Source organism: Streptomyces sp. Tue6028, from assembly GCF_002300165.1.
Lineage (GTDB): Bacteria > Actinomycetota > Actinomycetes > Streptomycetales > Streptomycetaceae > Streptomyces > Streptomyces siamensis.
In genome coordinates this window covers 133,881-152,704 of sequence record NZ_MLCE01000010.1, presented here as the reverse complement: position 1 = coordinate 152,704, position 18,824 = coordinate 133,881, and the positions used below count along the sequence as shown (strand labels likewise).

The following is an 18,824-nucleotide window of genomic DNA, read 5'->3' as shown; positions in this document are numbered from 1 at the left end:
AGCGCATCTGCGGCTCCGGCCGACCGGTGACGCCCCGTTGGCTTCGGCGGGACGGCATGCCACCCTTGGGGGCCGAGGGGAGCGGCGTATGGGCGCACGAGAGACCAACTCCGGGCGAGCTGCGGGGACTTCGGACGACGGGACACCACGCACCGGCGCGTCCGGGACCGCGGGGGCGGTGCCGGCCGACGCAGGGGTGGGGACGGCCGGGTCCGCGACGCCAGGCACCCGGAACGGGACGGCCGGGTCCACCACGGGCGGCACCCGCAACGGGACAGCCGGGTCCACCACGATCGGCGCGGGGAACGGGACGGCGCGCGCCGCGACCGGGACGACGGCCTCCCGACCCGTCGCGCCCGGATCCGGCACCTCCCGGGCCGGGCGGGCGGCCGAGCCCGCCAAGGGCGAACGGCTCGCGGACTGGGCCGACGGGCGGCTCGGCATCTACGCGCTGGCCAAGGCCAACATGCGCAAGGTGTTCCCGGACCACTGGTCCTTCCTGCTCGGAGAGATCTGCCTCTACAGCTTCCTCGTGCTGATCCTCACCGGCGTCTACCTCACCCTGTTCTTCGAACCGAGCGGCGTCGAGGTCGTCTACCACGGCTCGTACGAGCCGCTCAACGGCGTCATCATGACCAGGGCCTACGAGTCCACGCTCGACATCAGCTTCGACGTGCGCGGCGGGCTGCTGATCCGGCAGATCCACCACTGGGCGGCGCTCGTCTTCCTCGCCGGGATGCTCGTGCACATGATGCGGGTGTTCTTCACCGGTGCGTTCCGCAAGCCGCGCGAGGTCAACTGGCTGTTCGGGTGGACCCTGTTGATGCTCGGCCTCATCACCGGGCTGACCGGCTACTCGCTCCCCGACGACCTGCTGTCCGGCACCGGCGTCCGCTTCGCACAGGGCGCCATCCTCTCGGTCCCGGTCGTGGGGACGTACCTCTCCTTCTTCCTCTTCGGAGGGGAGTTCCCGGGGCACGACATCATTTCGCGCTTCTTCCCGATCCACGTGCTGCTGCTGCCCGGCATCATGCTCGGCCTGGTCGTCGCCCATCTGATCCTGGTCTTCTACCACAAGCACACGCAGTACCCGGGCCCCGGACGGGACGAGAAGTCGGTCGTCGGGATGCCCTTCATGCCCGTCTACATGGCCAAGGCCGGGGGGTTCTTCTTCCTCGTCTTCGGCGTGCTGTCGATCGTGGGCGCGATCGCGACGATCAACCCCGTGTGGGCCTTCGGCCCCTACCGTCCCGACCTGGTCACCACCGGCGCGCAACCCGACTGGTATCTGGGCTTCTCGGAGGGCCTGATCCGGGTGATGCCGGGATGGGAGATCAACGCCTGGGGCCACACGCTCCAGTTGGGCGTCTTCATCCCCTTCATGCTCTTCCCGCTCATCATGACCGCGATCGCCGTCTACCCCTTCGTCGAGGCGTGGATCACCGGCGACAGGCGCGAGCACCACATCCTGGACCGGCCGCGCAACGTGCCCACGCGCACCGCGCTCGGCGTGGCCTGGCTGACGCTGTACGCGGTGCTCCTCGTCGGTGGCGGCAACGACCTGTGGGCCACCCACTTCCACCTCTCGATCAACGCGATCACGTGGTTCGTACGGGTGGCCGTCTTCGTGGGTCCCGTGCTCGCCTTCGTCGTGACCAAGCGGATCTGCCTGGGACTGCAACGCCGGGACCGCGACAAGGTGCTGCACGGGCGCGAGTCCGGGATCATCAAGCGCCTTCCGCACGGCGAGTACGTGGAGGTCCACGAACCGCTCACGCCGGCCCAGCGGTTCACGCTCACCGAGCACGAACAGGCGCCGCCGTACGAGGTGGGGCCGCGCGTCGACGCGAACGGCGTCACCCGGCGGATCCCCGTCGCGCACCGGCTGCGGGCACGGCTGGCCCGCGCCCTGTACGGACCCGGGACACGGATACCCAAGCCGACGGCCGAGGAGTACCGGGAGGTCACGAGCGGGGACCAGCACCACTGAGTCCGCGCAGGACCTCCGCCCGGCACTCGGCCGGAGTGCCCCACGCGGTGCGCAGCGCACGGGCCTTGGTCAGCCAGAGGGAGAGGTCGTACTCCGCCGTGTAGCCGATCGCGCCGTGCAACTGCAACGCGGACCGCGCCGTCGTCCAGGCCGCCTCGCAGGCCGTGACCTTGGCGGCGGCCACGTCCGCCGGGGTCATCGACAGCGCGGCGCCGAACAGCAGCGGACGCGCGAACTCCAGGGCGATCCTCGCGTCCGCCAGCCGGTGCTTGACCGCCTGGAACGAACCGATGGGCACACCGAACTGGGTGCGCCGCCGGACGTGGCCGACGGTCCGGTCGAGCAGCGCCTGCCCGACGCCGAGGGCCTGGGCCGCGGTGGCGAGACGGGCCCAGTCGAGCGCACGGGCGGCCGCGTCGGCCACCTGCGGGCCTCCGGCGAGGCGTTCGCCGCCGGAGCTGGGGAGAGCCAGTCGGCGGGCGGGGTCCAGGGACGTCCGCGGGAGGCCGGTGGGCCCGGCGGCGGCCCGGGACGACCCCCGCAGCTCCGCCGCCGCGCCGGTGCCGTGCACCGTCAGATGCAGGTCCGCCACGTCGCCGTCCAGTGCGAAGGGGCCCCCGCCCGGCAGGACCAGCGTCGTCATGGACTTGCCCGACACGATCGCCGGCAGGAGCCGCTCGGCCGGTCCCTCCTCGCCGAGAGCGGCGAGGAGGGCGGCCCCCGCCACCGTCTCGGCCAGCGGTCCCGGCACGGCGTGACGCCCCAGCTCCACGAAGGCGACGGCGATGCCGACGGGCAGCGGGCCCACCCCCTCGTACGCCTCGGGTGCCGCCAGCGCGAAGACGCCCGCGTCGGCGAGCTTGGACCACACGGCGCGGCCCGGTCCGTGGTCGCCCGAGGCCCAGGCGCGTACGACGGTCGGCGTGTCCGCGGACGACAGCATCGCGTCGAGCGAGGCGGCGAAGGCGCGTTGTTCGGTGTCGAGCAGGAAACGCATCAGCGGCGGCCCTTCGGCAGGCCGAGCAGCCGCTCGGCGATGATGTCGCGCTGGATCTCGTTGGTGCCCGCGTAGATGGGGCCGGCGAGGGAGAACACGAACCCCTCGGACCATTCGGTGTCCGCCTGCTCGCCGGCCGGGCCGAGCAGGTCGAGTGCCGTCTCGTGCAGCGCGATGTCGTACTCGGACCAGAAGACCTTGTTCAGGCTGGACTCCGGCCCGACGCTCTCGCCGTCGAGGAAGCGGGAGGCGTGGGCGTAGGTGAACAGCTGGTAGGCGCGGGCGCCGATCACCGCGTCGGCCACTCGGTCGCGCAGGGCCGTGTCCGAGGGGTCGGCACGGTCGCGCCACAGGCCAACCAGCCGGTCGGCGGCGGCCAGGAAGCGGCCCGGCGAACGCAGGGTCAGCCCGCGTTCGTTGCCCGCCGTCGCCATGGCGACCCGCCAGCCCGCGCCCGGCTCGCCGATCACGTCCGTGTCCGGGACGAACACGTCGTCCAGGAACAGCTCGGCGAAGGCCGGCTTGCCGTCCAGCCGGCCGATCGGGCGGACCGTCACCCCCGGCGCCCGCAGGTCGAACATCAGGTAGGTCAGGCCCTGATGGGGCTTCGGGGTGTCCGGTTCGCTGCGGAAGAGGCCGAACGCACGGTCGGCGAACGCGGCCCGCGACGACCACGTCTTCTGTCCCCGCAGCAGCCAGCCGCCGTCCGTGCGCACCGCGCGGGAGGTGAGCGAGGCCAGGTCGGAACCCGCCTCCGGCTCGGACCACGCCTGCGCCCAGACGACCTCGCCCGTGGCCATCGACGGCAGCACGCGCGCACGCTGCTCCGCCGTCCCGTGGTCGAAGAGCGTCGGGGCGAGCAGGCTGATGCCGTTCTGGCTCACCCGGCCCGGGGCGCCCGCGGACCAGTACTCCTCCTCGAAGACCAGCCAGCGCACCACGTCCGCGGCGCGCCCGCCGTACTCCTCGGGCCAGGACACCACCGACCAGCGGTCCGCGGCCAGTTCGGCCTCCCAGGCGCGGTGGGCGGCGAATCCCTCCGCGGTCTCCAGGGAGGGCAGGGGGACGGCCGGGACATGAGCGTCGAGCCAGGCGCGGGCCTCGGCGCGGAACGCCTCGTCGGCGCGGGAATGGGCGAGATCCATCGGCGGCACCTTCCGGCGGCAACCTTCCCTAACAAGTGTTTGGTAGGTTAGCGTGGAGCCATGAGCGACGTCGAGAGCCCGGCGTACGTCCCCGGGCACGGGCTGCTGGAGGGGCGCACCGCCGTCATCACCGCCGCGGCGGGTGCGGGCATCGGCGGGGCCACGGCGCGGAGGTTCCTGGAGGAGGGGGCGCGCGTTCTGATCAGCGATGCCCACACGCGCCGGCTCAAGGAGACCGAGCAGGCCCTCGCCGCGGAGTTCGGTGCCGAGCGTGTCGCCGCACGGCCCTGCGACGTCACCGACGAGACCCAGGTCCGGGCGCTCTTCGAGGCGGCCACGGACCTGCACGGAGGCCTGGACGCCGTCGTCAACAACGCCGGGCTGGGCGGCACTTCACCTGTCGTCGACATGAGCGACGAGCAGTGGTCGAAGGTCCTCGACGTGACACTGACCGGCACCTTCCGGTGCACCAGGGCGGCCCTGCGGCTGTTCCGGGCGCAGGCCGGCGGAGGAGTCCTCGTCAACAACGCGTCCGTCGTCGGCTGGCGCGCCCAGGCCGGCCAGGCCCACTACGCCGCCGCGAAGGCCGGGGTCATGGCGCTCACCCGCTGCGCGGCGATCGAGGCCGCCGCCTACGGAGTGCGGGTCAACGCCGTCTCGCCGAGCCTCGCCATGCACCCCCACCTGGCGAAGGTGACCACCTCCGAACTGCTGGAGGAGCTGACCGGACGCGAGGCCTTCGGGCGGTACGCGGAACCGTGGGAGGTGGCCAACGTGATCGTCTTCCTGGCCTCCGGCTACTCCTCGTACCTGACGGGCGAGGTCGTCTCCGTCAGCAGCCAGCATGCCTAGCCGCCGGCCCGGCGCGATGCGTCGGACGGGCACAGCCCGCGCAGCGGCGCCCGCGGTGCGGGCCCCCGCGGTCCGCGGGACCACAATGGACCCGTGCCTACCAAGAAGAAGCCCCAGGTGACCGCGACACCGGAGCGGCGCCGCGAACTGCTCGACACCGCCGCCGAGGTCTTCGCCGAGCAGGGCTACAACGCCACCACCGTACGCAAGATCGCGGACGAGGCCGGGATGCTCGCGGGCAGTCTCTACTACCACTTCGACTCCAAGGAATCGATGCTGGAGGAGATCCTGCGGACCTTCCTCGACGAGCTCTGGAGCGGGTACGACGCCGTCCTGGACGCCGGCCTCGGCCCGCGCGAGACCCTGGAGGCACTCGTCACGGAGTCCTTCCGGGAGATCGACCGGCATCGGGCGGCCGTCGCGATCTACCAGAAGGAGTCCCGGCAGCTCGCCGCGCAGCAGCGCTTCGCGTTCCTCGCCGCATCGCAGCGCAACTTCGAGAAGGCGTGGCTGAGCACACTGGAACGCGGCGTCGTCGCCGAGGTCTTCCGGGCCGACCTCGACATCCGGCTCACCTACCGGTTCGTGCGCGACACCGTGTGGGTCGCCGCGTCCTGGTACCGGCCCGGAGGACAGCACAGCCCCGAGGAGATCGCCCGGCAGTACCTGTCGATGGTGCTGGACGGCATCTCCGCACGGGAGTAGCCGTACGCCAACACCCCATGTCCGCCAAGGAGTCGCCATGGCCGAGGCCTACATCGTCGAAGCGGTCCGCACGCCCGTCGGGCGCCGCGGGGGAGGCCTGGGCGGTGTCCACCCGGCCGACCTCGGCGCGCACGTCCTGAGGGCCCTGATCGAGCGGTCCGGCATCGACCCGGCCGCCGTCGAGGACGTCGTCTTCGGCTGTCTGGACGCGGTGGGACCGCAGGCGGGGGACATCGCCCGCACCTGCTGGCTCGCCGCCGGACTCCCCGAGGAGGTGCCGGGGGTCACCGTCGACCGGCAGTGCGGGTCCTCCCAGCAGGCCGTGCACTTCGCCGCCCAGGCCGTGCTCTCCGGAACCCAGGACCTGGTGGTCGCGGGCGGAGTGCAGAACATGACCCTCGTCCCCATCGCCTTCGCCTCCCGGCAGGCCGCCGAACCGCTCGGCCTGACCGAGGGACCCTTCGCCGGCAGCGAGGGCTGGCGGGCGCGCTACGGCAGCCTTCCCGTCAACCAGTTCCACGGCGCCGAGTCGATCGCCCGGAAGTGGGGCATCGACCGGCGCGCCCAGGAGGAGTTCGCACTGTGCTCGCACCGGCGGGCGGTCCGCGCGCTCGACGAGGGCCGCTTCGCACGCGAGACGGTGCCCTACGGAGACGTGACGGCCGACGAGGGCCCGCGCCGTGACACCTCGCTGGAGAAGATGGCGGGACTGAAACCCGTCGTCGAGGGCGGCACCATCACCGCCGCCTGCTCCTCGCAGGTCTCCGACGGCGCCGCCGCGATCCTGCTCGCCTCGGAGCACGCGGTCCGCGAACACGGACTGACTCCGCGCGCCCGCGTGCACCACCTCTCCGTCCGGGGCGAGGACCCCATCCGGATGCTGTCGGCCCCGATCCCCGCGACGGCGTACGCCCTGAAGAAGACCGGCATGTCCCTCGACGAGATCGACCTCGTCGAGATCAACGAAGCCTTCGCCCCGGTCGTCCTCGCCTGGCTCAAGGAGACCGGCGCAGACCCGGACAAGGTCAACGTCAACGGTGGCGCGATCGCGCTGGGCCACCCGCTCGGTGCCACCGGAGCGAAACTGATGACGACGCTCCTGCACGAACTGGAGCGCACCGGCGGCAGGTTCGGCCTCCAGACCATGTGCGAGGGCGGAGGGCAGGCCAACGTCACCATCGTCGAACGGCTCTGACCGGCCCGGCAGTTCCCCGCAGGGGCGTCACCCGGCCCGGGGGGGGGCCGGGTGACGCCGGAGCGGCCTCAGCGGACGAGGGAGAAGCCCAGCAGCACGGCTCCGTGCACCTCCACCATGCCGGGCGCCAGGTCGCCGTCGGAGTTCCCGCCGCCGCTGCCGTGCCCGCGCCCGCCGCCGCGCAGCTCCCAGGACTCCGCGTCCACGTCCTGGATGTGCAGCACCGTGCCCAGCTCGACCCCCGCGGCCTCCGCGTACACCTCGGCCTTGCGGCGGGCCGCCGCCACCGCCCTGCGGCGCGCCTCGTCGCGGACCGCCGGCTTGTCCCGGACGTCGAAGACGACGTCCTCGACGCGGTTGGCACCCGCCTCGACCGCGTCCACGATCAGCTGCTGGAGGGTGTCGATGGCCTCGGTCTCCACCGCGTACGAAGCCCGGCAGCGGTACCCGAGGAACTTGCGGTCGCTGCTGTACCCCTCGTACTCCGAGTTGAGCTTGAGGCGGGAACCGGACACCGACGCGTCCGGTATGCGGTGCGTGCGCAGCGTCTCCCGCAGCCGGGACACCGATGCACCCGCCTCCTGGAAGGCCCGGTCCGGGGAAGGCTCCAGGACATCGATGGTGAGTCTCACCCGCACCAGCTGGGGTTCCAGCCGGACGCTTCCCGCACCGAAGACGCTGAGGCCCCACGGCTCGTTGATCGACTGATTCATGCGGGCATTGAAGCATCGGGGTCCGGCAGGGCGCCGAGGGTTTCCTGCGCCTGGGCCATCACGCGGGTGACCAGCTCGGCGCACGTCGGCAGGTCCTCGATGACACCCGCGACCTGCCCCGACGCCATCACCCCCAGATCCGTGCGCCCCTCCACCATCGACGCCCGCAGCAGCATGGGGGTGTTGGCGGCGAGCAGGACCTGGCTCCATGTCAGGTCCCGGCCGTGCTTCATGGCCAGGCCGTCACGGACCATCCGCGACCAGGACAGTCCGGACAGCCGCCGGAAGCCGGCCGCCCGGTGCACGGCCCGGACCAGCGTCCGGGCACGGCCGGACCGCTCCAGGGAGTCGACGAGCTCGCTGCGCAGCATGCGGTGCGGCAGCCCGTCGACCGCCCTGGTCACCGTGACGTCCTTGACCGTCGCCGCCAGGTACCTCGCCTTCACCGCGTCGGGGACGGTGGAGTCCGAGGTGAGCAGGAAACGGGTGCCCATGGCGATGCCCGCCGCGCCGTACGCCAGCGCGGCCACCAGCCCCCGCCCGTCGTGGAAGCCGCCCGCGGCGACGACCGGTATGCGGACCGCGTCCACCACCTGGGGCAGCAGCACCGTCGTCGCCACCTCCCCGGTGTGGCCGCCGCCCTCGCCGCCCTGCACGATCACGGCGTCCGCGCCCCACGCGGCCACCTTCTCCGCGTGCCGTCGGGCGCCGACGGACGGGACGACGACCACGCCGGCCTCCTTCAGCTCGGCGATCAGTTCGCGTGAGGGGGCGAGCGCGAAGGACGCGACGCGGACGCCCTCGTCGATGATGATCCGCACCCGGTCTCCCGCGTCCCCGGCGTCGGCGCGCAGATTCACCCCGAACGGCTGGTCCGTACGGGACTTGACCTCCCGCACGGCCTCCCGCAGCCGGTCGGGCGTCATGGTCGCGGAGGCCAGGACACCCAGCGCACCGGCGTTCGCCGTCGCCGAGACGAGACGGGGGCCCGCCACCCAGCCCATCCCGGTCTGCACGAGGGGGTGACGGACCCCGACGAGCCGGGTCAGCGCGGTCTCCATCAGCGCCCGCCCCGCCCCGCCGGAGGGACCTCACGGTCGCGCGCCCCGGTCGGATCGATGACCTCGCGGATCAACTCCAGCTCCCGATCCGTCGGTTCTCGGGTGGCCGGCACCTCGTCGGGGACGGTCAGTGCGAAGCCCGTGGCCGCCCGGACCTCGTCGACCGTGACACCCGGGTGCACCGAGGCCAGCCGCATCGAGCGGTCGGGTGTCGCGAAGTCGAGGACGGCGAGATCGGTCACCACGCGCGGCAGGCGGTGGAAGCGGGCGGCGCTCGGACCCGCGGCGGCGGCGCGGTCGTACCCTACGCCGCACACCATGTCGACCCGCTCGACGAAGACGCGCGGGGAGTGCTTCGGGATCCAGTAACTCGTCGGGTTGTTCAGGGTGTTGACCGGGGCGCCGCGCACGCCCAGCAGCTGACGTGCGGGGCGCTCCCGGTCGCCGATGCGGGAGATGTTCTGGTTGCCGAAGCGGTCGATCTGGCTCGCGCCCATCATCACGTGACGGCGCCCGCCGGTGACCGCCGTGAGATGCCGGCGGTAGGGCAGCCAGCCCTCGGGCGTGCCGTCGGGGCCGACGAGCATGGCCTCGCCGTCGGTGAGCAGCAGGTCGGGCGAGAAGGTGCGCCGGGCGAGGCGGGCGGCGATGGAGGGGATCAGGCCCATGGGGCTGGCGAGCACCTCGCCGTCGCCCCGCCAGGCCTCGGCGCAGGCGATCACGCAGTACTCGGCGCGGGTCGTCCTCACGGGGTCCCCTCCTTCCGCCAGGCCTGGACGGCGCGTTGATAGGCGTGTTCGTCGCCGCTCAGGAAGCGCTCGGCGAACTCGGCGTGCCCGGTGGTCGCGTACAGCTTCTGGAAGGCCTCGTCGCGTCCGTAGTCGGGGGCGCAGGAGGTGAAGTGCGCGCCGTTCGGCGTCTCCACGACGCCCGTCACGCTCGACCGCTGGAGCAGCAGCGTCTGCGGGGCGGCCTCCTTGATGAGGTCCGCAGTGTCCACGATCCGCTCGCAGGAGACGTACGCCGCGTCCGCCGCCTCGCAGAACAGGTCGTCGAAGTACGGGTCGGGGCCCAGATACTGGCCGTTGCCCAGGCGGTCCGCGCGGTTCATGTGGACCAGGGCCGCGTCGAGGCGCAGCGCGGGCATGGCGACGAACTCCTCGCGCACTCCCGTGGACGGGTCGGCGTACGGCGAGGTGACCGTCCGCAGGCCCCGGTCGGCCCCCAGGACGTCCGAGCCGAGGCCCGCCCGCACCGGCAGGAACGGCAGCCGGTTCGCTGCGGCGTGCAGCCCCCACATGAACATCGCCTCGTCGACCTCCGTCAGCTCGATGGCGCCGCTCTCCCGCACCGCGCGGTAGTGCGGTTCGAGGGGGATCGAGTCGAGGGTGACGAAGGCGGTGACGAGCTTGCGGATGCGTCCGGCGGCGGCCAGCAGGCCCACGTCCGGGCCGCCGTACGACACGACGGTGAGGTCCGTGACCTCGGTACGGAGCAGGGCCCTGACCAGGGCCATCGGCTTGCGGCGTGCGCCCCAGCCGCCGATGCCCAGGGTCATCCCGCTCTCCAGGCGGGCGACGGCCTGATCCGCGGACATGGTCTTGTCGGTCACTGGACGGCCTCCTTGCCGAAGGTGCCGCGGACGCGGTCGGCCACCCCGCTCAGGTTGGCCTCGAAGGTGAAGCCCTGCTCGAAGCGGTAGCTGCGGCGCACGTCGACGGGGTCGATGCCGTTGATCGCGGCCTTGGCGAGGCGGATGAGCCGGCCGTCCTTGGCGGCTATCTCGCGGGCCAGCTCCAGCGCGGCGGCGCGCAGCCGCTCCCGCCCGACGACCCGCCACACGGAGCCGTGCGCGTGCAGTTCGGCCGCGCTCGCCGTGCGTGAGGTGTAGTACAGCGCGCGCATCAGGTGCTGCGGGACCAGCCGGGCCAGATGCGTGGCCGCGCCGAGCGCGCCCCGGTCCAGCTCGGGGAGACCGAAGGTGGCGTCCTCGCTCGCCACGATCGCGTCCGCGTTCCCCACGAGGCCTATGCCGCCGCCCAGGCAGAAGCCGTGCACCGCGGCCACGACCGGGACCTCGCACTCGTACACCGCGGCGAAGGCCTCCGCACAGCCGCTGTTGGCGCCGAGGAGCGCGGTGTGGCCGTCCTGGTCGCGCTGCATCTCCTTGATGTCGACTCCCGCGTTGAACCCGCGTCCCTCGGCCGCCAGCACCACGCAGCGATGGGCGGGGTCGCGGCCCGCCGCGCGGATCGCGTCGGCCAGGGCGAACCAGCCGCTGACCGGCAGCGCGTTCACCGGGGGGTAGTCGACCGTGACGACGGAAATCCCCTTTTCCGGGGACGAGGTGGAGACACCCATGGGCGCATCAGCTACCTTTCCACCAAACGTTTGTTAGGTGCAATCTCGAAGCTAGCAGCGAATGCATCCGCGCGGGAGGCCCTGTGGACAACCTGGATCGCGACGGCAGGACGGTCGTCGTCACCGGCGGCACCCGTGGTGTCGGGGCCGGGATCGCGCGGGCCTTCGCACGGACCGGCGCGCGGGTCGTGGTCTGCGCGCGCAGACCGCCCGAAGTCCCGCTGGAGGGCGTCGACTTCGTCTCCGTCGACCTGCGCGACACGGCCGCCGTCCACGCCTTCTTCGACGCCCTGCCGCGACTGGACGTCCTGGTCAACAACGCGGGCGGCGCCCCCTACCGCCCGCTGGCACAAGCGGACGCGGGGCGGCACGCCCGGGTGATCGAGCTCAACCTCACCGTGCCGCTCACCGCCTCGCTCGCCGCGTACGAGCACCTCAGGCGGGCCGGGGGCTCCATCGTGATGATCGGCAGCGTGAGCGGGACACGGCCGTCACCCGGGTCGGCGGCGTACGGCGCGGCCAAGGCGGGGCTGGAGAACCTCGCCCGCTCGATGGCCGTCGAATGGGCCCCCGACGTCCGGGTCAACACGCTGGTCGTCGGCATGGTCCGCACCGAGCTGGCCCATCTGCACTACGGCGGTGAGGACGGGGTCGCGGCCGTCGCCGGCACCGTCCCGCTGGGCCGCCTCGCCCGGCCGTCGGACGTCGGGGAGGCCGCCGTCTTCCTCGCGTCGGACGCCGCCGCGTACATCAGCGGGGCCTCGCTCCTCGTCCACGGCGGCGGGGAGCGGCCGGCGTTCCTGGACGCCGCGACGGTCAACAAGGAGAAGGGAGACGCGCGATGAGTGAACGGCCGCTGTGCGAAGGGCGGGTCGTCGTCGTCACGGGGGCGGGCCGCGGGCTCGGGAGGGCGCACGCCCTCGCGTTCGCCGCCGAGGGTGCCCGGATCGTGGTGAACGACCTCGGCGTCGGCCTCGACGGCACGCCGGGGGAGAGGGGCCCGGCCGCGCTGGTGGCCGAGGAGATCCGCACGGCGGGCGGCGAAGCGGTGGCGCACGGCGGCGACATCGCGACCGCCGAGGGCGCCGCGTCGCTGGTCCGCACCGCCCTGGAGACGTACGGCCGCCTCGACACCCTCGTCAACAACGCCGGGTTCCTGCGTGACCGGATGCTCGTCAATCTCGACGAGGACGACTGGGACGCCGTGATGCGCGTCCATCTGAAGGGGCACTTCCTGCCGTTGAAGCACGCGGCGGCGCACTGGCGCACCGAGGCCAAGGCGGGACGGACCCCGTCGGCCCGCGTCGTCAACACCAGCAGCGGAGCCGGACTGCTGGGCTCGGTCGGGCAGGGCAACTACAGCGCGGCCAAGGCGGGGATCGTCGGGCTGACCCTCGTCGCCGCCGCGGAGCTGGGGCGCTACGGCGTCCAGGTCAACGCGATCGCCCCGGCGGCCCGTACGCGGATGACCGAGGGGACGTTCGCCGAGACCATGGCCGCGCCCGGGACCGGGTTCGACGCCATGGCCCCCGAGAACGTCTCACCGCTCGTCGTCTGGCTGGGCTCGGCCGCCGGCGCCGGGGTCACCGGCCGGGTCTTCGAGACCGAAGGCGGACGGATCACCGTGATGGAGGGCTGGCGGCCGGGCCCGAGCGCGGACAAGGGTGCGCGCCGCACCCCGGCGGAGGCGGGCGAGACGGTGCTGAAACTGCTGGCGGCGGCGGAGGCGCCCGGCGCGGTGTACGGAGCGGGGTAGTCCGACCCGCAGGCGCGGCGTGGCAGGCCTGCCTGGTGCGCCGCGGTCCGGCCCCTTGAACAGGCCCTTTGGGTGGGCCGCGGCCCGGCTCCCTTCCTGAGCGGGCGAGCATCCCGGCGGGCGAGCGTCCTGATTTCCCCCTGGGCGGGCGGGAGTTCGGCCTCCCCGAGGCGGGGGGGCACCCGAATTCCTCGGGCGCGCCGTGGCCCGGCCTCCCGGGCGTGGAGCCGTGTGCCGGTGCCAGAAGCCCGGCCGCGCCGTCGTCACGGGCGCGCCGGCACGTCCCGCGGCGGCCGTGCGGCCGGGCCCGCTACCGGGCGAGGCGGGCGGCGGCCTTGCGCTGCCGTTCCGACATCACGGACAGGAAGCGGATCACGGTCTCCAGCTCGTCCGTGCCGAACTCCTCGCAGGCGTCGACCACATCGCGCGCCCAGTCCTCGAAGAACCCGGCCAGTTCGGCGATCTTCCCGTCGTCCAGCTCGACGACGACCCGGCGCTTGTCGGTCGGGTGCTTGACCCTGCGGACGAAACCCTTGGCCTCCAGCCGGTCGATGAGTCCGGTGACCGACGCGGGGGCCAGTCCCGTGTGCCCGGCCAGGTCCTTCGCGGTCAGCGGACCGAACCGCTGGAGCAGGTCGAGGGTCTTGGTCTCGGTGGCGTTCAGCCCCTGACGGGCCGCGACCGCCGAATGGAACATCACGGTCACCCCGCTGTGCTCACGGCCGACGGTCATGAGCCGCTCCAGCGTCTGCGCGCGCCGGGCATCGGCGTCGTCGGCCGGCGCACGCGCGGCCCGATCGCCGGTCCGAGCGTCGGCCGGGTCGCCCGCCGGATCGGCAGCCGCGCCGGAGCGCTCCGCGCTGCCGCCCCTCTCCTCGCTGCTCATGGCGGCAAGGCTAGCAAATATTTCGTTCGGTCGAACTAAGGACTTGCGATCAGGGTGGGGCCGATGCAAGTCTTTCGTTAGTTCGAACGAAATAAATCACCCGGTCACTCCGTCACGGAGCCACCGGTGACCCACGCCTTCGAGTCAGGGGGAACCCATGTCCACGACCCTCGCCGCCACCGCCCCGCCGGTGTCCGAGCCCCACCCGCGCCGCTGGGCCGCAGCCGTCGTGATGATGGTCGCGGCGCTGATGGACCTGCTGGACGTGACGATCGTGAACGTCGCCATCCCGTCCGTGGGCCGTGACCTGCACGCCTCCCAGAGCGCCCTCCAGTGGCTGGTCTCCGCGTATCTCCTGGGCTTCGCCGCCACCCTGATCCTCGCCGGGCACCTCGGGGACCGCATCGGGCGGCGCTTCCTCTTCCTCGCCGGCACGGCCGGGTTCGGCCTCGCGAGCCTCGGCTGCGGGCTGGCCCAGTCGCCGGGGCAGCTCATCGCCGCCCGTGCCGTGCAGGGGGTGGCGGCGGCCGTGCTGATGCCGCAGGTGCTCGGCTCGTTCCGCACGCTGTTCCAGGGCAAGGAGCGCGGTGCCGCCTTCGGGATGTACGGCGCCGTGGCCGGCTTCGCCTCCGCCGTCGGACTGCTGCTCGGGGGCGTGCTCACCGACGCCGACCTGTTCGGATGGGGCTGGCGGTCCGTCTTCCTGGTGAACGTGCCGATCGCCGCGGCGACCCTGGCGGCCGGGTTCGTCCTCGTACCGTCCACGCGTGAGCGGTCCGCCGGACGGCCCGACGTGCTCGGCAGCGCGCTCCTCGCCGGCGGCCTGGTCGCGATCGTGCTTCCCCTGGTGCAGGGGCGTGGCAACGGGTGGCCGCTGTGGGGCTGGATCTGTCTCGCGGCCGGGGTGCTCGCCGTGGGCGGGCTCGGGGTGTACGAGGCGCGGCGGCACCCGTCGGTGACGGTGCCCCTGCTGCCGGTGCGCGCCTTCCGGCTCCCCGCGTTCTCGGTGGGCGTCCTCGTCCAGCTCCTCTTCTCCGTCGGGATGCAGGGCTTCTTCCTGGTCTTCGCGATCTGGCTGCAGGGCGGCGAGGGGTACACGCCCACTCAGGCGGGGGTGCTGACCGTGGCGTTCTCCGCCGGGAGTTTTCTGACGGCGCCCGCGGCCGACGGGCTCGCCGTGAAGTTCGGCCGGCTGGTGCTGGGACTCGGCGCGCTGCTCATGGCCGGCGGCTTCGGGTGGATCTGGGCGGCCGTCGCCGACTCCTCCGCCGCGGGGACCGGGGCGTGGCCGCTGGTGCCGGGGCTGGCGCTCGCCGGGGCGGGGCTCGGGTTCCTCGTGGTCCCGCTGGTGAACGTGGTGCTGTCCGCCGTGCCCGGCGAACTCGCCGGTGCCGCGTCGGGGATCTTCTCCACGGCCCAGCAGTTCGGCGGGGCGCTCGGTGCGGCGGTGATCGGGAGCGTGTTCTTCGGGCGGGCGTCGCACGGGCTGACCGACGCGCTGACCTCGGCGATGCCCTGGGTGCTGGCCGGGTTCGTGCTCTGCGCCGGGTTGTGCGCCGTTCTGCCCCGCAGCGCCGTGGCCGAGCACGAGGCGTGACCTCGGGGTCGGTGTGAACGGCCGTGGCCACAAGCGACGGAGGGGGCGGGGGCTTGCCGCGAGGGGGCTCGTGGCCCCTCCGGCTCGCTGTGACCGCCCGATGGCGGCCGGCCGCCGCGCGCGGAGCGCCGCCCTCGCGTCGCCTGTCCTCGCCGCCCGCTACGGGCCTTCCAGGAGGGCGGCGATCTCCGCGTGGCCCGTCTCGCGGTCGTCGCCGGCGAAGGGGTGGCCCTGTGCGTCGAGGAGCTGGACCTCGACGACCGTCCGGCCGTCCTGCCGTGAGAGGTGGGTGGTGGACGGGTGTCCCGCGCCGTGGGTCAGGGTCAGCCCCGCGAGGAGCTCGGCCGCCACGTCCAGGGTGAGCTGGCGGCGGGCCTCCGCCAGCGCCTCGCGCCTGGCCCCCGCGCCTCGCGCGAGAAGGGCGCGGACGCAGCCGGGGGAGCCCCGGTGGGCGGCGGCCACCAGCGGCGCCTCGCCCTGGGGGCCGGGCCGGTCCGGGTCGGCGCCCGCGGCGAGGAGGGCCTCGGCCACCGCGGAGTGGCCGCGCCTGAGTGCCCAGGTGAGGGCGGTGAATCCGAAGGCCTCCACCGTGTCGGGCCCGGCCCCGGCCGCGAGCAGGGCGCGCGCCACCTCGGTGTGCCCGCCGCAGGCCGCGCCGCACAGCGGGGCGTCGGTGCCCTGGCTCAGCCGGTCGGGGTCGGCCCCGGCCACGAGCAGCAGGCGTACGATGCCGGGCTGGTCGCTCACCGCCGCCAGGTACAGCGCCGTCTGACCGTCCTCGTCCACCGACTCGGGGCTCGCTCCGGAGCGCAGCGACCGTACGACCGCGTCCTCGTCACCCTCGTACACAGCGGTGAAGAGACGCGCCGCGGGGTCGTTCGTGCTCATCCTTCGACCCTCGCGCGCGAAGGAGGCGCGAGGCAAAGGCTTTTGAGGTGTTCTGTCTCACCTCTCGCCCTTCCTCGCACGCGACTCACCCGTCATGTGTCGCACTCCAGCACCGTCCTGCACAGCGTGCAGCGGGCCCGTACCCGGCCGCGTACCGGGACCCTGATCCGCTGGTGGCAGGTCGGGCAGGGGAAGGAGACGCGCAGGGGGCCCCGGCTGTCGGGCGTGAAGGAGTAGGGGGCGCCGGGCCGGTGGGCCGAGGAGTGGTGGTCCTGGGCGTAACGGCGGTCCTTCGCGTAGCGGTGGCGGCCCGCCCAGCCGGCCGCGGTCAGCGGCGGCTGCTGCTCGTCGCGGCGGGCCTGCGCCATGCCCTTGGTGTACGCCGTGTAGGCCTGCGGGCTGGTGAACCAGACGGAGGGGTCCTCGCCGAAGAGGAGGGCGCGTTTGGCGAGGACGTACCCGAACTCCTCCGGGGTGAGGTAGCCGAGCTTCTGCGAGGACGCCGCGTCCTCGCGGTAGGCGTCGAGGAGGAGCCAGCCCGCTCCCAGGTAGGCCGCGGCCGTGTCGGTGAGGATCTCGTTGTCGCGGGTGCCGGGGAAGGAGAGGTCGAGACGGTGCAGATAGACGTGCATCACCTCATGGGCGAGCGCGGCCCCGATGTCCCTGCGATGGGTGCGGAAGCGGTCGTTGAGGTCGACGAAGTACTCGGGTCCCGCGGCGAGCTCGACGTTCGCGGCGTGGGTCATCTCGCGGAAGCCGATGATCATCCGGGCGTCCGGCAGCCGGTAGTGCCGGACCATCTCGCGGGCCACGCGCTGCGCGCCGAGGTGCAGGTCGTCGGCGTCGGCGAAGGCGACGTCCGCGGGGGCGACGCTGGTCGCGAACGTGTGGATCGTGTCGTACGAGAGCCTTCTGTAGAGCGCGGTGATCGACGCCCGCACCGTGTCCAGATGCGGGTATCCGTGCTCGACGGGACCGCCGTTCGCCACGTCCGCACCCCCTGAAGACGCCGGAACCGACTTCCACTCTAAGCGGGGTCTCCTCCCGGTGACGCGGGGTGCGCGGGCGCCCGGCGTCGTGTCTGGCCGGAATCCGGCCCTTGCCCCTGCCGTGCCCGGGTCCTCATAATCCGCACAGCTTGGCAGGAGCATGCCAGGACATTTCGGCGTGCCTTCCGCCCGGCGTTCAACCCCCCACGAAAGGAAGCGCGTTGAAGTCTCTCAAGAAGCACGGCGTCATCAGAAGACTGCTCACCGTCGCGGCGGTGGCGCTCGCCGCCGCGTCCCTCCAGCCGCTGTCCGCCCAGGCCGCCCCCGCGCCCGTGGTCGGCGGGACCCGCGCCGCCCAGGGTGAGTTCCCGTTCATGGTCCGCCTGTCCATGGGCTGCGGCGGCGCCCTGTACACCAAGAGCATCGTCCTGACCGCCGCGCACTGCGTGGACGGCTCGGGCAACAACACCTCCATCACCGCCACCGCCGGGGTCGTCGACCTGCAGAGCAGCAGCGCGATCAAGGTCAAGTCGACGAAGGTGCTCCAGGCACCCGGCTACAACGGCAAGGGCAAGGACTGGGCCCTCATCAAGCTCGCCAGGCCGATCGAGCAGCCCACCCTGAAGATCGCCACCACCACGGCGTACAACAACGGGAACTTCACCGTCGCGGGCTGGGGCGCCACCCGCGAGGGCGGCGCCCAGCAGCGGTACCTGCGCAAGGCCACCGTCCCCTTCGTCGACGACGCCACCTGTCAGCGGGCGTACGGCAGCGATCTCGTCCCCGGTGACGAGATCTGCGCCGGCTTCGTCCAGCAGGGCGGGGTCGACACCTGCCAGGGCGACTCCGGCGGGCCCATGTTCCGCAAGGACGACACGGGCGCGTACATCCAGGTCGGGATCGTCAGCTGGGGCCAGGGCTGCGCGGAGCCGGGCTACCCCGGCGTCTACAGCGAGGTCTCCACGTTCGCGGCCGACATAGCCCGCGCGGCATCCGGGCTGTAACCGTCGTCGCACCTCGTGCGGTGCGGGCGCCCGTGACCAGGTCGCGGGCGCCCGTCCGGGAGCGAGAAGCGTTCGCCCGTCCGGGAGCGAGAAGCGTTCGCCCGTCCGGGGGCGAGAAGCGTTCGCCCGTCCGGGGGCGAGAAGCGTTCGGCCCTCCGGGAACGAAAAGCGTTCGGCCGCCGCCCCCTCGCGCTGCGATACTCCCGGCCATGACCGCCCAGCAGCCCACCGGCCCCGCCCAGCAGCCCACCGCCACCGCGTCGTTGGAGGTGGGAGCCAAGGACGCGGCCCTGGAACGGCGGCTCGACGACGAGCTCACCGCGTTCAACGCGGAGGCGACCGGAGCCGGCACACCCCAGCCGCTCTCGGTCCGCGTCACCGACGAGGCGGGGGACCTGGTCGGCGGACTGACCGCCTGGGTCTGGGGAAGCTGCTGCGCCGTCGACATGCTCTGGGTGCGCGAGGACCAGCGGCACGCCGGCTGGGGCAGCGAGCTGCTGAGGGCCGCCGAGGAGGAGAGCGCGCGGCGCGGCTGCACCGAGATGATCGTCTCCTCCTTCACCTTCCAGGCCCCCGACTTCTACCGCGGACACGGCTACCGCGAGACGGGCCGCACGGAGGGCATCCCGGGCGGCCATCAGGACGTGCACTTCCACAAGGAGCTGAAGGCGCCGGTCGGTTAGTC

19 protein-coding genes are annotated in these 18,824 nt (G+C 73.0%); 9 read left to right on the top strand and 10 right to left on the bottom strand.

Annotated elements, in window-relative coordinates; genetic code table 11:
* Positions 1-178: 178 nt before the first annotated feature.
* Positions 179-1,990, top strand: a complete 1,812-nt coding sequence (qcrB, locus tag BKI49_RS08835; protein WP_257004666.1) for a cytochrome bc1 complex cytochrome b subunit — start codon at positions 179-181, stop codon at positions 1,988-1,990.
* Here the strand turns inward: qcrB and BKI49_RS08830 are convergent.
* Both BKI49_RS08830 and BKI49_RS08825 read right to left on the bottom strand, forming a co-directional pair.
* Positions 1,965-2,987, bottom strand: coding sequence for an acyl-CoA dehydrogenase family protein (locus tag BKI49_RS08830; RefSeq protein ID WP_095933650.1), 1,023 nt, complete (start codon positions 2,985-2,987; stop codon positions 1,965-1,967). The two genes, qcrB and BKI49_RS08830, sit on opposite strands and share 26 nt — an antisense overlap.
* On the bottom strand, positions 2,987-4,132 hold the full coding sequence (locus BKI49_RS08825) for an acyl-CoA dehydrogenase family protein (protein WP_095933649.1): 1,146 nt from the start codon (positions 4,130-4,132) through the stop codon (positions 2,987-2,989). Before BKI49_RS08825 ends, BKI49_RS08830 begins: the two co-directional genes overlap by 1 nt.
* Positions 4,133-4,192: 60 nt before the next feature.
* On the opposite strand from BKI49_RS08825, the gene BKI49_RS08820 reads away from it, so the two are divergent.
* The 3 genes from BKI49_RS08820 (at position 4,193) to BKI49_RS08810 (ending at position 6,884) form a co-directional block, all read left to right on the top strand.
* The gene (locus tag BKI49_RS08820) at positions 4,193-4,984 is read left to right on the top strand and encodes an SDR family oxidoreductase (protein WP_095933648.1); all 792 of its coding nucleotides are present in this window, start codon (positions 4,193-4,195) and stop codon (positions 4,982-4,984) included.
* A 93-nt stretch (positions 4,985-5,077) separates the two neighbouring features.
* A complete protein-coding gene (locus tag BKI49_RS08815; protein WP_095933647.1) occupies positions 5,078-5,689 on the top strand; it encodes a TetR/AcrR family transcriptional regulator in 612 nt (203 codons plus the stop codon).
* 37 nt (positions 5,690-5,726) lie between these two features.
* Positions 5,727-6,884, top strand: coding sequence for an acetyl-CoA C-acetyltransferase (locus BKI49_RS08810; RefSeq protein WP_095933646.1), 1,158 nt, complete (start codon positions 5,727-5,729; stop codon positions 6,882-6,884).
* A 68-nt stretch (positions 6,885-6,952) separates the two neighbouring features.
* On the opposite strand, the gene BKI49_RS08805 is transcribed toward BKI49_RS08810, so the two are convergent.
* Genes BKI49_RS08805 through BKI49_RS08785 form a run of 5 tightly spaced genes read right to left on the bottom strand, consistent with a single transcriptional unit; the run spans position 6,953 to position 11,019 of the window.
* Complete coding sequence (locus BKI49_RS08805) at positions 6,953-7,597, bottom strand: SIMPL domain-containing protein (protein ID WP_095933645.1); 645 nt, start codon at positions 7,595-7,597, stop codon at positions 6,953-6,955.
* Positions 7,594-8,658 carry an NAD(P)H-dependent flavin oxidoreductase gene (locus BKI49_RS08800; protein ID WP_095933644.1) on the bottom strand — a complete coding sequence of 355 codons (1,065 nt, stop codon included), beginning with the start codon at positions 8,656-8,658 and terminating at the stop codon, positions 7,594-7,596. The genes BKI49_RS08805 and BKI49_RS08800 overlap by 4 nt, the downstream gene beginning before the upstream one ends.
* Positions 8,658-9,407 (bottom strand): CoA-transferase subunit beta, encoded by a 750-nt coding sequence (locus tag BKI49_RS08795; protein WP_095933643.1) that lies wholly within the window; start codon positions 9,405-9,407, stop codon positions 8,658-8,660. Before BKI49_RS08795 ends, BKI49_RS08800 begins: the two co-directional genes overlap by 1 nt.
* On the bottom strand, positions 9,404-10,270 hold the full coding sequence (locus BKI49_RS08790) for a CoA transferase subunit A (protein ID WP_095933642.1): 867 nt from the start codon (positions 10,268-10,270) through the stop codon (positions 9,404-9,406). Before BKI49_RS08790 ends, BKI49_RS08795 begins: the two co-directional genes overlap by 4 nt.
* The gene (locus tag BKI49_RS08785) at positions 10,267-11,019 is read right to left on the bottom strand and encodes an enoyl-CoA hydratase family protein (RefSeq protein WP_095933641.1); all 753 of its coding nucleotides are present in this window, start codon (positions 11,017-11,019) and stop codon (positions 10,267-10,269) included. The genes BKI49_RS08790 and BKI49_RS08785 overlap by 4 nt, the downstream gene beginning before the upstream one ends.
* Positions 11,020-11,111: 92 nt before the next feature.
* On the opposite strand from BKI49_RS08785, the gene BKI49_RS08780 reads away from it, so the two are divergent.
* Together BKI49_RS08780 and BKI49_RS08775 are read left to right on the top strand one after the other, a co-directional pair.
* Positions 11,112-11,864, top strand: a complete 753-nt coding sequence (locus tag BKI49_RS08780; RefSeq protein ID WP_095933761.1) for an SDR family oxidoreductase — start codon at positions 11,112-11,114, stop codon at positions 11,862-11,864.
* Complete coding sequence (locus BKI49_RS08775) at positions 11,861-12,775, top strand: SDR family oxidoreductase (protein ID WP_095933640.1); 915 nt, start codon at positions 11,861-11,863, stop codon at positions 12,773-12,775. The genes BKI49_RS08780 and BKI49_RS08775 overlap by 4 nt, the downstream gene beginning before the upstream one ends.
* A 310-nt stretch (positions 12,776-13,085) precedes the next feature.
* On the opposite strand, the gene BKI49_RS08770 is transcribed toward BKI49_RS08775, so the two are convergent.
* Positions 13,086-13,661: a MarR family winged helix-turn-helix transcriptional regulator gene (locus tag BKI49_RS08770; RefSeq protein ID WP_095933639.1), complete on the bottom strand. Its 576-nt coding sequence runs from the start codon at positions 13,659-13,661 to the stop codon at positions 13,086-13,088.
* A 157-nt stretch (positions 13,662-13,818) separates the two neighbouring features.
* On the opposite strand from BKI49_RS08770, the gene BKI49_RS08765 reads away from it, so the two are divergent.
* Complete coding sequence (locus BKI49_RS08765) at positions 13,819-15,258, top strand: MFS transporter (RefSeq protein WP_095933638.1); 1,440 nt, start codon at positions 13,819-13,821, stop codon at positions 15,256-15,258.
* Between the two features lie 159 nt (positions 15,259-15,417).
* On the opposite strand, the gene BKI49_RS08760 is transcribed toward BKI49_RS08765, so the two are convergent.
* Both BKI49_RS08760 and BKI49_RS08755 read right to left on the bottom strand, forming a co-directional pair.
* Entirely contained in the window at positions 15,418-16,146 is a 729-nt protein-coding gene (locus tag BKI49_RS08760; protein ID WP_095933637.1) for an ankyrin repeat domain-containing protein, read from the bottom strand.
* A 92-nt stretch (positions 16,147-16,238) separates the two neighbouring features.
* Positions 16,239-17,135, bottom strand: a complete 897-nt coding sequence (locus tag BKI49_RS08755) for a hypothetical protein (protein WP_095933636.1) — start codon at positions 17,133-17,135, stop codon at positions 16,239-16,241.
* Positions 17,136-17,356: 221 nt separating this feature from the next.
* On the opposite strand from BKI49_RS08755, the gene BKI49_RS08750 reads away from it, so the two are divergent.
* Positions 17,357-18,139, top strand: a complete 783-nt coding sequence (locus tag BKI49_RS08750; protein ID WP_095933635.1) for a S1 family peptidase — start codon at positions 17,357-17,359, stop codon at positions 18,137-18,139.
* Positions 18,140-18,348: 209 nt separating this feature from the next.
* Positions 18,349-18,822: a GNAT family N-acetyltransferase gene (locus tag BKI49_RS08745; protein WP_095933634.1), complete on the top strand. Its 474-nt coding sequence runs from the start codon at positions 18,349-18,351 to the stop codon at positions 18,820-18,822.
* Positions 18,823-18,824 lie beyond the last annotated feature (2 nt).

Excerpts from the sequence above, each read along its gene's own strand:
- BKI49_RS08785 (WP_095933641.1), bottom strand. The coding sequence starts at position 11,019 with ATGGGTGTCTCCACCTCGTCCCCGGAAAAGGGGATTTCCGTCGTCACG.
- BKI49_RS08745 (WP_095933634.1), top strand. The coding sequence starts at position 18,349 with ATGACCGCCCAGCAGCCCACCGGCCCCGCCCAGCAGCCCACCGCCACC.
- BKI49_RS08765 (WP_095933638.1), top strand. The coding sequence starts at position 13,819 with ATGTCCACGACCCTCGCCGCCACCGCCCCGCCGGTGTCCGAGCCCCAC.
- BKI49_RS08830 (WP_095933650.1), bottom strand. The coding sequence starts at position 2,987 with ATGCGTTTCCTGCTCGACACCGAACAACGCGCCTTCGCCGCCTCGCTC.
- BKI49_RS08805 (WP_095933645.1), bottom strand. The coding sequence starts at position 7,597 with ATGAATCAGTCGATCAACGAGCCGTGGGGCCTCAGCGTCTTCGGTGCG.
- BKI49_RS08820 (WP_095933648.1), top strand. The coding sequence starts at position 4,193 with ATGAGCGACGTCGAGAGCCCGGCGTACGTCCCCGGGCACGGGCTGCTG.
- BKI49_RS08825 (WP_095933649.1), bottom strand. The coding sequence starts at position 4,132 with ATGGATCTCGCCCATTCCCGCGCCGACGAGGCGTTCCGCGCCGAGGCC.
- BKI49_RS08810 (WP_095933646.1), top strand. The coding sequence starts at position 5,727 with ATGGCCGAGGCCTACATCGTCGAAGCGGTCCGCACGCCCGTCGGGCGC.
- BKI49_RS08775 (WP_095933640.1), top strand. The coding sequence starts at position 11,861 with ATGAGTGAACGGCCGCTGTGCGAAGGGCGGGTCGTCGTCGTCACGGGG.
- BKI49_RS08800 (WP_095933644.1), bottom strand. The coding sequence starts at position 8,658 with ATGGAGACCGCGCTGACCCGGCTCGTCGGGGTCCGTCACCCCCTCGTG.
- BKI49_RS08770 (WP_095933639.1), bottom strand. The coding sequence starts at position 13,661 with ATGAGCAGCGAGGAGAGGGGCGGCAGCGCGGAGCGCTCCGGCGCGGCT.
- BKI49_RS08760 (WP_095933637.1), bottom strand. The coding sequence starts at position 16,146 with ATGAGCACGAACGACCCCGCGGCGCGTCTCTTCACCGCTGTGTACGAG.